This is a genomic window from Bacillus cereus group sp. MYBK79-1, from assembly GCF_051915365.1.
Lineage (GTDB): Bacteria > Bacillota > Bacilli > Bacillales > Bacillaceae_G > Bacillus_A.
The window spans coordinates 300,800-314,598 of sequence record NZ_JBQAEO010000001.1 but is presented as its reverse complement, the minus strand read 5'-3'; the positions used below and the strand labels follow the sequence as shown (position 1 = coordinate 314,598).

Here is a 13,799-nt window from a genome sequence, read left to right as displayed (position 1 = left end):
CAAGAACCATTTTATAAACAATATATTCGAAAAGGGATTTGGGAAATTTTGTCGAATGTATTTATCTGTGAAAACACTAAATTTTCACTCGAATTATTCTGTAAATGAATTACTTTAAGCTTTAATAAAAGCATAAAGGGAAAAAAGAGTTTGTAACTAAAATTAACGGTAAAGCTTTAGTGGATTACATTTTTTAAAGTATGAAATAGTTTAAAAGAGGGGGAGAAAGCGTATTATAATTTGGTTTCGTAACTTACCACAAATAAGTATGGATTTATCAGAATGGAATCCTTTTATACAGAATAATTGGCATAGGAAACATTATATGAAGTTTGTATATGTACTTCAAATCATTATTTTTCTAATACCGCATTATTTTAGGGCAAGTTTCACTAATCTTAATATATTTTATCTCATCATCATAGGCATTTTGGTCTTCATCATTCATGAATGGCTACATATTATTGTTATAAATAATAAAGGTGATATTAGCTTAACCCGTAGTGGAATATTTTTTTGGCTAAATACGAATGCAATTCTATCCAAAGCGAGATTTTGGATCTTTATGAGTTTACCCATTATTGTATTATCAGTTGTTCCGGCCATAATTTCATCTTTTGTATTAGGAAATATTAAATCAATCTTATTATTTGTATGTTGGATAAACGCAATAATTTCTGCTTCAGATATATACAATTCTTTGTTAATTGCGATTAAACCGAAGCACTCAATTTTTTGTAGAGGGTATTATAAAGTGAAAGAGAATTAAAATGGTGAGTCAAATACATTTCAATTAAAAAAGGCATAAGTTAAAAATATAACTTTTGGAAGGAAAAGACCGATAAAGTAATCGGTCTTTTCTTTTTCGTATAATAAAGATAGGATATTGTATTTCCTACCACTATACAATTATTATAAGATAGTTATGCGTTAATTTTAATTTGTAAATAGTGTTATTATCAGTTTTTTTAGAAATCTTACAAGCGTGTAAGATAAATGAAAGATGAATCAATATGAGCTATAAGAGAATTCATTTACACTCTATTGTGAGAAGTGCAAATGAAGGGAGAATAGAAATGGAAATTTTACATGCGAAAAATATTAGTAAAGTATATAAAGGGAAAATACCTTTTAAAGCATTAGTAGATATTGATTTATCAATTCAAGAAGGTGAATTTATAGGAATCATGGGGCCATCCGGTAGCGGGAAAACTACGCTATTAAATATGGTATCTACTATTGATTCTCCGTCCTCAGGAGAAATTTTAATAAATGGTACAAATCCTTTCCAGTTATCATCAGAGGATTTAGCTTTGTTCCGCAGGAAACAATTAGGATTTGTTTTTCAATCATTTAATCTACTTAGCACACTTACAGTAAAGGAAAATATCGTATTGCCGATGACTTTAGATGGTGTTTCTGTGCCAGAAATGAACAAAAGAGTAGAAGAAATCGCAGAAAAGTTAAATATTACAGATATATTGAATAAAAGAACGTTTGAAATTTCAGGGGGACAAGCTCAAAGAACAGCAATTGCTCGTGCAATTGTTCATAAGCCGCAATTATTACTTGCAGATGAACCAACCGGGAATTTAGATTCTAAATCTTCAAATGATGTAATGGAAATGTTAGATACTCTAAATAAGGAAGAAAGGGCAACGATGATGTTAGTTACACATGATCCGTATGCAGCGAGTTTTTGTAGCAGAGTTATTTTTATAAAAGATGGTCAATTATATAATGAAATTTATCGGGGTGAAAGCAGGCAAGCATTTTATCAAAAGATTATGGATGTCCTTTCTTTGTTAGGAGGGAAAAGGCATGACTTTTCGTCAATTCGCATTTAATAATATTTTTCGTAATAAGCGTACATATGCTGCCCATTTTTTAAGTAGTGCATTTTCGATTATGATTTTCTTTACATATGCACTTTTATTATTCCATCCTGATTTACAGGGGGAGTTGAAATCGACAAGTAAAACAATAAGTACATTTGGTACATTAGGATTTGAAGTTTCACAAGGTTTGATTTTTGTCTTTTCATTCTTCTTCATTCTATATTCAGTGAGTTCGTTTTTAAAAACACGTAAGAAAGAATTTGGAATTTTAATGATGCAAGGCATGTCAATGAGACAGCTTAAGAAGTTATTGTTAATTGAAAATATGTTAATTGGACTCGGTTCAATTTGTATAGGTGTTCTTATTGGACTTATATTTTCTAAACTAGTTTTATTAATAAGTGCCAGTGTATTAATGATTAGTAACGGCTTACCTTTTTATATGCCAGTAAAGGCGGTATTATTAACTGGCATCACGTTTCTATTCTTATTTTTAATTGTTTCGCTAGTTACTTTTAAAATGATAAGAGTAACAGAACTTGTGGAACTTATTCAAGCAGGGGAAAAGCCAAAGCCTGAACCCAAATCGTCAATTTTATTATCAATTTTTTCTTTATTTAGTATAGGATATGGCTATATTTTAGTATTTCGCTTTATCCCAAGTTATAGTTTTATTACGCTCGGAATGGGTGTGCTCCTAGTAATTATAGGAACGTACTTTTTATATACACAGTGTAGCGTTTATATATTGCATCTTGTGAAAAGGAGTGAATCTTTCTTTTTAAAGAGAACCAATATATTAACATTTTCAGAATTAATATACCGTATGAAAGATAATGCAACAATGTTTTTTATAGTATCTATTATTTCAGCAGTTGCTTTTACAGCAATTGGCACGACAGCAGCTCTTGGAAACAAAGATTTGGTAAGGATGACAAACCCGTATACATTTTTGTATACAGCTCCTGATAAAAATAAAATAACGGATAAACATCTCTCGATTATAAAAAAACATCTTGCTGATTCTAATATTCCATATCGAATGGCTTCCACTTCAGATATTTATACAGAAAGTAATGTAAATGTAATGAAGTTAAGTGAATATAACGAACTTGCGAGAGCACTCGGGTACCAACAAGAAACGATTGAAAAAGAAGATGAAATGTTATTAATCCCTGGAGTCGTATCACAAAAACAAGAGTTTAAAAATGGTGATTATAAAAAGAATATTGAAGTCATTCAAGGCGATTGGACAAAGACATTTCATGTGAAAAAAACTGTAGATAATTTAGTTTTGCCACACGATACGGAAGGGATTAATATTGCGATTCAAGATCATGTGTATGATGAAATTCCGCTTAATAGTAATCTAGATTTTGAAAATATTATTCAATATCGAACTTATGGATTTGTTGTAGATGATTGGATAAAAACGAAAGAGATTTCAAACCAATTAAGTGACATATTCGATCAAGATCCTAGAGACATACATTTTGAATTTAGAGCACTAACTATAGAGTTGTTAAGTGCAAAACAAACGAATGGGTTATTACTTATGGCAAGCGTTTTAGTTGGAATCGTCTTCTTTACTTTCGCTGCTAGTTTTATTTATTTCCGGTTATATACTGATTTGGACCGCGATCAGCAGCAATATAAGATGATTTCGAAAATGGGATTAAGTAAACGAGAGTTGAAAAAAGTTGTAACAAGACAATTAGTATTAATGTTCTTCTTACCGATTATCGTTGCAGTGATTCATACTGTGGTCGCTTATATGGCATTACAACAATTAGTCGATTTTTCTATTATGAATAGCTCTATCATAATTTTAATTTCATTTATATGTATACAAGTTTTATATTTCTTTATAACTCGTTGGCGTTACTTACAAAAGCTTTATAAAACTATGGAACAGTAGAGAATATCAGCAAGTAAGATTGCAGAAAAGCATGTAAAAAACAATTTGAGTTATGAAAGGAACTGTGATGAAAAAAACACTCTCTATTTTCATATTAAGTATATTAATTTTAATAAGTTTAAGTGCATGCTCTAAAAATGAAAACAGATTTCCAGCTAACGGGGTATTAATCATTGGAGATGAGAATCATACTTTAACAATTATGAATCGTTATAAGGAAAATACGAAAGAAATTGAAGTTTTTTCGGTGAAAACAGGTAGATTTGACCAAAAAAGGGTTTTGATATTAAATGAATCTACTGCAAAAGCGATGATTAAAGCAAAAATTTTTCGTAAAAGAGATCATTCATCTCATTCTAAACCTTTAGATACGTTACCGAATTTTCCAAAAGAAAGTTCACTATTATTTATAAATGAAGAAGAAAAGAATATAAAAAGTATTGAAATAGAAGGAAAAGTGATACCAGTTACATATGATAGTGATGCTTGGCTTGGTAATAATCGAAATTATGGAACACTATGGTATGTAATTGTGGCGAGCAATAGTGTATATAAAGAAATACAGGCAAATGAAACAAAAATGCAACTTCTTCATCTGAAAAAATCTTTAGGTGACGAAAAACCTAAAATGTCGACAGATAATATATTGACTAATGAATATGTAAAAGTAAGAAAGTTAATTAAAGATTTTGAGGAAGAAGTATCAGTTCAATTTGTCACGATTGGAGAAAAATCATAAAAAGGGTTCAAGGTTGATAGGGATTTTATCAGCCTTGAACTCTTTTTAATTTTAGACCATTTAGATAACATAGTTTACATTACTTCATTTAATCGCGTCTCGCTCGGTTCTTCAATCGCATTTGAATTTTGAACTGAATTATTTTGAGATTCTTTTTCCTTACGAGACCTTTGTAGCATTTCAAGTATGATCCATAAAGGAACACCTTTATCTTTTAACATCTTCCATAAATCTAATTCGTTAAATTTATGCTCACGTTGTTTCATTTCTTTTTCAGATGAACGAATATCAAATTTGATGGGATCATTTGATTTTTTATCTTCAAGTTTAGTAGAAGAGATAGTATTATGCTCAAGATTAGATGGAGTTATTTTAGTCGGTTGAGATAACGTATGAATATTTAATCCGATTTGCATGCCTTTTCCTCCTCCTTAAGTAATAAAAATAGTTTTCTTATAATTATTAAAGCTATTTAACATGAGGAAACTAAATCTAATTATAAATTCGAATAATCAGATTTAAAAGTTATATTGTAAAAAGTAATGCCTCACTTGAATTAATATTTATCAACATTTGTGTATGTTTTCTCTATATACAATGTATATAAAATACTTTACATTATGTTTAAGTTAAGAACTCATTTTTAATAGGGAAATGTAAACGTTTTATTAGGGGGAGGAAGCATGGGGAAATTATTTTTAAAAATATGTTTATTCACAATAGGGACTGTGTTTTTATTCACAGCGAAAACAACATACGCTGAAGAGAAGCAACAAAATAATTATCCTATCATACTAGTGAATGGATTTGCTGGGTGGGGTAGAGAGGAAATGTTAGGGGTTAAATATTGGGGTGGTGTTCATGATATACAAGAAGATTTAAAAAGAAGTGGCTATACAGTACATACTGCTGCTGTTGGACCTGTTTCTAGTAACTGGGATCGCGCATGTGAATTATATGCGCAAATTAATGGTGGTACAGTAGACTACGGTGCCGCACATGCTGAGAAACATGGACATAATCGTTTTGGCAGAACTTATAGTGGTTTTGCACCGAATTGGAGTGAAACAAATAAAGTTCATTTAGTTGGGCATAGCATGGGTGGACAAACGATTAGAACATTAGTACAGCTATTAAAAGAAGGTAATTTAGAAGAAAAAAATCATGTGAAAAATCATCCGAACACGAATATATCATCACTATTTGAGGGCAAGAAATCATATGTTCATAGTGTGACAACATTAGCAACTCCTCACAATGGGACAACACTTGCTGATGGAAGCCTTCTGTTGCCGTTTGTAAAAGATTTACTCATTGCAGCTGCAAGTTTAGGAGGAAACAGTAATTTATCATTATATGATTTTAAATTGGATCAATGGGGGATAAAGAAGAATACTGGAGAGTCCTTTTTCCAATATACTGATCGTATTATAAATAGTTCACTTTGGAAAGATACAAAAGATATAAGTCAATGGGATTTAAGTACAGATGGTGCAAAGGAGCTTAATAATTGGGTAAAGACGCAATCAGATGTGTATTACTTATCCTATAGTGGACATGCATCACAAGCAGTACCTATAACAGGTTTACATCTACCTCATATAACGATGAATAAAGTGTTAATGGGCAATGCATTTTTCCTAGGTTCCTATGCGAGATATGAAGAAAATCGTCCATTCATTGATACTTCTTGGTGGCAAAATGACGGTGTAGTAAATACAAATTCTATGATTGCACCTTCTTCTAATACTGCTGTAAATAATAATGAGGCTTTACAGATTGGAAAATGGAATCATATCGAAACGAAAGCAAATTGGGACCATCTCGACATGGTAGGACTTAGTGTTTCAGACACGTTAGGTTTTTCTAGTATTCAAGAGTTTTATAGAACAATTATAGAAAAGCTATCAAGATTACCGAAATAGGTAATAATAAAGCGCTCTCGATGGAATTCGAGGGCGCTTTATATTATATTGAAAGAGGGATATGGTAGAAAAATATGGGGGGATATTATGAAAATTAAAGTTGTATTATCAGGATATGGAACAGTAGGAAGAGAGTTTATAAAATTACTAAATGAAAAATATTCATATATATATGAAACATATGGTATAGAGTTAGTTTTAAGTGGCGTTTTAGGTAGAAATGTTGCAATACATAATGAGGATGGATTATCTATTCATCACTTATTAAGGTATGGTGGCGGTAGCTCCGCAATTGAAGAATATATTGAGCATCATCCGAAGGAACGAGCAACGGATAACATAAGTGGTACTGTACTGGTGGAATCGACTGTTACAAATCTTAAAGATGGAAATCCAGGAAAACAATATATAAAACAAGCGATTGAGAAACATATGGATATAGTAGCAATTTCAAAAGGTGCACTCGTTACAAACTGGAGAGAAATAAATGGAGCAGCAAAAATCGCAAATGTACGAATTCGATATAGTGGTGCAACTGCTGCCGCATTACCGACACTTGATATTGGCCAATTTAGTTTGGCTGGTTGCCATATTGAAAAAATAGAAGGAATATTAAACGGGACTACAAATTATATTCTTTCGAAAATGAATGAGGAAGATATTACGTTTGAAGAAGCACTGAAAGAAGCGCAAAGTAAAGGAATTGCTGAAACGAATCCAATATTAGATGTAAGTGGTTCTGATAGTGCGTGTAAATTGTTACTTTTGACAAACAGTTTAATGAGAACAGAAAATACACTTACCGATATACATATAAAAGGAATCGAACAGGTTACACAACAACAAATTCGAAATGCTAAAGAACATAATAAATATATTAAATTAATAGCTTCAGCATATAAGGATAAGTGTGGTAAAGTGGCTCTTCATGTGGAACCACGCGAAATAGATAAAGATCATCCGCTAGCAAATGTAAATGGGACAGAAAAAGGGATTACATTCTTTACAGATACGATGGGGCAAGTTACTACAATTGGTGGTGCTTCTAATCCACGCGGAGCCGCAGCAGCAGCTTTAAAAGATATAATTAACTTATATCATAAAGATTTGTACCGTAATAACGGGAAGTAAAATCCTCCATTGATTATTAGCCTTCGCTTTATAAGACCGTACCGCCCTTTATAAAAAATACATATGTAGTGGACCTTTTGAGAATGAAATAAATATGCAAAAATGATTGCAGGGGGGAAGGAATTGTTTAAAGATTTTAAAGTTGTAAAAGATCGTCCTGTTTATATTCAATTGAAAGATTATGTAAAAAAGATGATTATGAAAGGGCATTTGCTCGGAAATCAAAAAATTCCTTCAACAAGGGAATTAAGTGAATTACTAAATGTGAGCAGAAATACTGTACTGGCTGCTTATGCAGATTTAGAGCAAGAAGGACTCATTTATGCAGTTAAAGGTAAAGGGAATTTTGTAGCGAAGATTGATATATCGAACACTTCGTCTGTTGAAATAGATTGGAAAAATAAACTTAATACAGTTACCTTATTGGCGGATGAATTAGATTTAATGAAACATGGTGTTCGCTGGGAAAAAGGAATGATTGTTTTTAATAGCATTGCTCCAGATGAAAAGCTATTTGATGTGGAAAATTTCAAAAGAGCTTTTCTTACTCGCATGTCCATTGAAGGGGATGTCGTATTAAATTACGGATACGCAAAAGGTTATAGGCCGTTAATGAATTATCTACTTCACTATATGGAAATGAAAGGTGTAGATATTTCGAACAAAGATATTTTAATTACAAATGGATTTACAGAAGGATTAGACATTGTACTATCTTCGCTATCGAAAAAATCAGGGCGAGTTATTTGTGAGAATCCGACACATCATGCTGCACTGAAGCTGTTCCGTTTACATGGACTTGAAGTACATGGAATAACTATGAATGAAGATGGCATCGATACGAACGAAGTAGAAAAAAGTTTGCGTGAAAAGGATTTTGATTTTGCGTATTTAATTCCTTCTTATCATAATCCAACCGGTATTGTTACGAGTTCAGAGAAAAGAACGGAACTGATGAGATTATTTTCAAAATATAAGGTTCCTATTATAGAAGATGGGTTTAATGAAGAGCTACGTTATTCAGGTTCACATTTAGCACCATTATTAACTTTTGCTGGCGCTGGTAATAATGTAATTTATATTAGTAGCTTTTCAAAGGTACTTTTCCCTGGTTTACGTGTAGGCTGGATCATCGCAGATAAAGAGCTAATCCATCATTTAGAAAGTGTAAAAAGAGCAAGAACAATACACACATCAACGCTAGATCAAGCGGTTTTATTTCAATATTTACATGAAGGGTATTTTGAAAAATATTTAAAAAAGGCAAGATCTGTTTATAAGAAAAAATATGAGTTAGCTGTTGGGGCATGTAACGAGTACATTTCGTTTCAAAGAATGACCGGTGACGGTGGACTTCATTTATTTATAGAGTTAGAAGAAAAAATTCATGCCCGTACTCTTTTACAAAAGTGTTATGAGCAAGGGGTTACATTTTCTCCTGGAGATGTTTTTTATTCTGATGGAGGAGGAGCGACTACTTTTCGATTAGGATTTTCACGTCTGAAAGAAGAAGAAATAGTACGTGGAATCAAAATAATCGGTGATACAATAAAAAATGAAATTTGGAGTTGAGGAAATGAGAATTGGCGTTATTATGGGTGGAGTATCCTCTGAAAAACAAGTGTCAATTATGACTGGAAATGAAATGATTGCAAATTTAGATAAAAATAAATATGAAATCGTACCAATTACGTTAAATGAAAAAATAGATTTAATCGAAAAAGCGAAAGACATTGATTTTGCGCTACTCGCATTACACGGAAAATACGGGGAAGATGGGACGGTTCAAGGAACGCTTGAAAGTTTAGGTATTCCTTATAGTGGAAGCAATATGTTATCTAGCGGTATATGTATGGACAAAAATATTTCGAAAAAGATTTTACGTTATGAAGGTATAGAAACACCAGATTGGATTGAACTTACAAAAATGGAAGATCTAAATCTTGATGAGTTAGATAAGTTAGGGTTTCCATTAGTGGTAAAACCGAACTCTGGTGGCTCAAGTGTTGGGGTAAAGATTGTCTATGATAAAGACGAATTAATTGCAATGCTGGAAACTGTATTCGAATGGGATTCTGAAGTAGTAATAGAGAAGTATATAAAAGGTGACGAGATTACATGTTCAATTTTTGATGGAAAACAGTTACCTATCATTTCAATTCGACATGCGGCGGAGTTCTTTGATTACAATGCAAAATATGATGATGCTAGTACAATTGAAGAAGTTATCGAACTTCCAGCTGAGTTGAAGGAACGTGTAAACAAAGCGTCACTGGCTTGCTATAAAGCATTAAAGTGCAGTGTTTATGCAAGGGTGGATATGATGGTGAAGGACGGTATTCCATATGTAATGGAGATTAATACATTACCAGGGATGACACAAGCGAGTTTACTACCAAAAAGTGCAGATGCAGCGGGAATTGATTATAGTAAACTATTAGATATGATCATTGAAACTTCATTAAGGGTAAGAAAAGAAGAAGGGTTTTAAGCACTGGTATCATGAATACTTTTGACAGTAACATGAAGTATGTTATGATGAATACAGTACGAAAATTAAATATTTATCCACTAGGGGGGCCTATTATAGGCTGAGATCAAATGAGAATTTGAGACTCTTAGTACCTGATCTGGTTAATGCCAGCGTAGGGAAGTGGGAAAGACATTGCTATTTTATCAATAAATACTGTCAATTTCACTTTCTTTACGTCTGTAAAGAAAGTTTTTTTATTTTAAAGCGTTAATAAATGTGGATAAATACTTATATTAAATAAATTACTTGGAGGGATTTAAATGACTTTTTCACAATCATTACGTAAAGAAGTAGATTCAATTTGGGAAGCTAGTTTTCATCACCCTTTTGTAAAAAAACTTGGTGAAGGAACGTTAGATTTAGCTAGTTTTCGCTATTACGTGCTTCAAGATTCATATTATTTGAGTCATTTTGCTAGAGTACAAACGTTAGGAGCTGCAAAAGCACTGGAATTAGAAACGACAGCTCGTATGGCACACCATGCTCAAAATACATATGAGGCAGAATTATCTTTACATGAGAATTTTGCGAAGAAACTAGGGATAACACAAGAAGAAAAAGATAATTTTATTCCAGCTCCAACTGCATACGCATATACTTCACATATGTATCGTGCGGCATATGAAGGACATTTAGGCGATATCATTGCAGCAATTTTACCTTGCTATTGGCTGTATTATGAAATTGGCGAGCGTTTAAAAGAGTGTCAGCCAGAAGAGCCAATTTATAACGAATGGATTTCTGCTTACGGATCTGATTGGTTCCGTACATTAGTTGAAGAGCAAATTACACGATTAGATATTATCGCTGAAAAGGTGACAGAGTCTGACCGTAAGCGAATGAAACAGCATTTTATTATTAGTAGTCAATATGAATATTCATTTTGGGAAATGGCTTATACTTTAGAGCAGTGGCCAGTGAATATAGAAGTAAAAGATGTAATAGGGTAAAGAAAAGAGGTATTGCGATACATATGTATGGTCAATACCTCTTTTTATACTCTTTTGTAAAATTATTGTGAATTTCAAATACAATATGCAATATATATTGTATAATTTGAATGTATTATATTTGTAATATAAAAGGAGGGCTATGTATGATGATTTTTAATTCTTATACGCGTCATTCATTAACATGTTAATTAGATAAGCGGTATTTGTTTTTCTTTTAAGTAATTAGATATTGTGATTATACTTTAGTTTTTTTGTGATCAAGAAAAATGAAGAAAGGAAGTAATCATTTTATGGAAAAATTAAAGTTGTTAACATTTGAAAATATAGTAGAACCTCTTTTAAACGAAAGCGTATCATTTATATATTTTCCTATTGAATGGCTTGATATTGTAGAGATACATTATAAGACATTTTTATTAACGAGTAAGTTGAAACGATTGAATGAAAGGTTATATGATATGTTTTCTGATATATTATTTATTCAGCATAATCCATATGTATTAAATGAAAATACGCCGTGGATTGTATGTAAAGAACCTATTAGAAAAGAACAACTTGATTATATTTTCCAAAGTTGGTATGAAATTATTCATGATTGGAAGCCTAATAAATTAATAGAATCGCCAAAATATGAATGGCATTACGATTTAATTTCTAATTTAACAGTATTACATGATAATGAAATATATTCTAAGTGGGTGCCCGCTTTAATTTCACATATGTTTTGTGAACGCCCTTTACAATTAGAAAACATACACGAAAAAAATATATATTTTTCGCCTCTTAGATCACAAAATATTTGTGAGGCTATGTCAGAGCCTATTAAAGACGAAAAAACACAAGATTATTTCGCCTATGTATATCGGTTCGAATGTATAACGCGCGGAGGCGAGAATATTCCATTATTAAATGTTTCAATAGGAATTCGTAGATTTTATCAAGAATATAACCATCCAGATATTCCTTTGCTTTTAAGACGAAAACGAGGCATGATTTTAATTTCTACTCCAGAATTTGCATCGAATAATAAAAAAAATCGGTTTGTAAAGCTAAAAGTGCAACAAGCAACAAACGGTATAAAGTGGATTAAGATATTTAGAAATTTAAAAGATGATTTTCATATAGGTGGAGAAGTTGATTTGGAGCATATTCTTCAATATCCGAAAGATTATATGCTGGGAGAAAATCTTAGGGTGTTACTTCCATATAACGAGAGAATATATAAAGTTCAAGGTACTAAAATAAAACTTGGTATAAAAGTAAAGGAAAGAGAGTATTTATTTAAAGGGTTTCAGCAAAAATTCTCTTATTTCAGATTACTACCGGAATGTAAAAAGGTAGTCACAAATAATGAAAATGAATTATTCCCTTTAATTGCACCAAAAGGATTAGAGACTATAACGTTAGAAATATGGTCTGAAAAAATATCGTTGGAAGTAGAACAAGCGTTATTTGAAACTGAAATTGTGTTAGCTCAAATCGGTGAGTCATCATACGTATTAAATGCAGATTCTCCAGTATTGTTAAAAATAGTAAGACATAATATTGAAAAAGTATTGCAAAATCCATATAAAATGCAATATTGCCAGAAATATAAAACAAATTTAGTAGAGGATGTTATGAAAGCGGTTTATGCTACTGCAGGTGAGCGCAATGATGCAACATTAGCGTTAATCGCAATGAAAAATTGTGATGGCCGTGAAAAAATTGATCCGAAGCAAATTGTTAGAGAAGGGTTTGCACGAACAAACCGTATTTCAGCATTTATTAATTTATTTATAGGCCAAAGTGTATCTCGTAAAACAATTATAAATTGTATTTTTAGTTTATTAGAACAAAAAGGATTTTTAAAACGTAATTGGAATAAGATAAATTTACCTTGTACATATGTTAATTTATCAATTGAACGAATCTCGAAATTTGATTTCTTACCTATTTTTTCACAAATAAAAGGAAAAGAAATTTCATATAAATTATATGGGAATACAGATTGGCAAACGATTGATCGTTTAATATTACATGTAAATAAACATAATACCTTTTTACCACAGCCTTCAAAAAGAAATGATATGGGAATTCAATTTAAACAATTTGTTTCTGAAACATTAACAGGAATTTTACAACATGCAAAAGAACAAAATGAGCAAGTATATTTCATTATAGATGCGAATGTAAGAAAACATTGGATAAAAGAGTTAGTAAATAAAAAAATTGATGTAGATACTTTTCCGGAGATTGTTCCAGATGTGCTAAAGGTTCCAAACTTAAATATTATAAGAATAAATACAGCTTTTGATGTACCAAAATACGGTGCGATACAATGTGATGATGTACTGGATGGAACGAGTTTATATGTAGATCAAAAAGGAATGTATTATAGCACTGGTGAGTATTCATTTAATGATAGTGAAACATTGCATCGGTACATACTTGAAATATTACCGCTAGGTGTAAAAGTTGCAGAAAGGAATTATATTGCCAAAATGATACATTACATGTGCTGTAACTCAAGTATGCTTTTGGAAAAGGATGTACACATGCCGTATTCCATGCATATGGCGAAAGTAATAAAAGGCTATATGACGGATATAGATGTAAGAGAGTTTAAAGAGTTTGATGATGAACTGGATGTAGATATAATAAAGATAGAAAAGAAAGATTCAATTATTCTGCTGTAAATAAATAATAGACAAATCCTGCTCATTATATCGGTCAGGATTTGTCATTTTTTCATGTAAATAAGGATATCCTTTGTCATGTAT

11 protein-coding genes and 1 riboswitch are annotated in these 13,799 nt (G+C 31.6%); of the genes, 10 read left to right on the top strand and 1 reads right to left on the bottom strand.

Annotated features, from left to right (window positions below):
- Positions 1-268 precede the first annotated feature (268 nt).
- The 4 genes from ACTFOB_RS01670 to ACTFOB_RS01655 all read left to right on the top strand — a co-directional run bounded on the left by ACTFOB_RS01670 (position 269) and on the right by ACTFOB_RS01655 (position 4,495).
- On the top strand, positions 269-769 hold the full coding sequence (locus tag ACTFOB_RS01670; RefSeq protein ID WP_440024152.1) for a DUF3267 domain-containing protein: 501 nt from the start codon (positions 269-271) through the stop codon (positions 767-769).
- A gap of 307 nt (positions 770-1,076) precedes the next feature.
- A complete protein-coding gene (locus ACTFOB_RS01665; RefSeq protein WP_440024150.1) occupies positions 1,077-1,847 on the top strand; it encodes an ABC transporter ATP-binding protein in 771 nt (256 codons plus the stop codon).
- Complete coding sequence (locus tag ACTFOB_RS01660; protein ID WP_440024149.1) at positions 1,822-3,756, top strand: ABC transporter permease; 1,935 nt, start codon at positions 1,822-1,824, stop codon at positions 3,754-3,756. The genes ACTFOB_RS01665 and ACTFOB_RS01660 overlap by 26 nt, the downstream gene beginning before the upstream one ends.
- 67 nt (positions 3,757-3,823) lie before the next feature.
- Entirely contained in the window at positions 3,824-4,495 is a 672-nt protein-coding gene (locus tag ACTFOB_RS01655) for a lipoprotein BA_5634 family protein (RefSeq protein ID WP_440024775.1), read from the top strand.
- A gap of 74 nt (positions 4,496-4,569) precedes the next feature.
- Here the strand turns inward: ACTFOB_RS01655 and ACTFOB_RS01650 are convergent, their stop codons facing one another.
- Positions 4,570-4,911, bottom strand: coding sequence for a DUF3914 domain-containing protein (locus tag ACTFOB_RS01650; protein ID WP_440024148.1), 342 nt, complete (start codon positions 4,909-4,911; stop codon positions 4,570-4,572).
- Positions 4,912-5,178: 267 nt separating this feature from the next.
- Between ACTFOB_RS01650 and ACTFOB_RS01645 the strand changes: the two genes are divergently transcribed.
- From ACTFOB_RS01645 to ACTFOB_RS01620, 6 genes are all read left to right on the top strand, one after another.
- Positions 5,179-6,420, top strand: coding sequence for an esterase/lipase family protein (locus ACTFOB_RS01645; protein ID WP_440024146.1), 1,242 nt, complete (start codon positions 5,179-5,181; stop codon positions 6,418-6,420).
- Positions 6,421-6,507: 87 nt separating this feature from the next.
- Positions 6,508-7,551 carry a homoserine dehydrogenase gene (locus ACTFOB_RS01640; RefSeq protein ID WP_440024144.1) on the top strand — a complete coding sequence of 348 codons (1,044 nt, stop codon included), beginning with the start codon at positions 6,508-6,510 and terminating at the stop codon, positions 7,549-7,551.
- Positions 7,552-7,674: 123 nt separating this feature from the next.
- Positions 7,675-9,123 carry a MocR-like pyridoxine biosynthesis transcription factor PdxR gene (gene pdxR / locus ACTFOB_RS01635; protein ID WP_440024142.1) on the top strand — a complete coding sequence of 483 codons (1,449 nt, stop codon included), beginning with the start codon at positions 7,675-7,677 and terminating at the stop codon, positions 9,121-9,123.
- A gap of 4 nt (positions 9,124-9,127) precedes the next feature.
- The gene (gene ddlB, locus ACTFOB_RS01630) at positions 9,128-10,042 is read left to right on the top strand and encodes a D-alanine--D-alanine ligase (RefSeq protein WP_440024140.1); all 915 of its coding nucleotides are present in this window, start codon (positions 9,128-9,130) and stop codon (positions 10,040-10,042) included.
- A 72-nt stretch (positions 10,043-10,114) separates the two neighbouring features.
- A riboswitch (TPP riboswitch) is annotated at positions 10,115-10,220 on the top strand.
- A gap of 124 nt (positions 10,221-10,344) precedes the next feature.
- Positions 10,345-11,034 (top strand): thiaminase II, encoded by a 690-nt coding sequence (gene tenA / locus ACTFOB_RS01625; RefSeq protein WP_440024139.1) that lies wholly within the window; start codon positions 10,345-10,347, stop codon positions 11,032-11,034.
- Positions 11,035-11,327: 293 nt separating this feature from the next.
- Positions 11,328-13,715 (top strand): RNaseH domain-containing protein, encoded by a 2,388-nt coding sequence (locus ACTFOB_RS01620; protein WP_440024138.1) that lies wholly within the window; start codon positions 11,328-11,330, stop codon positions 13,713-13,715.
- Positions 13,716-13,799: the final 84 nt, after the last annotated feature.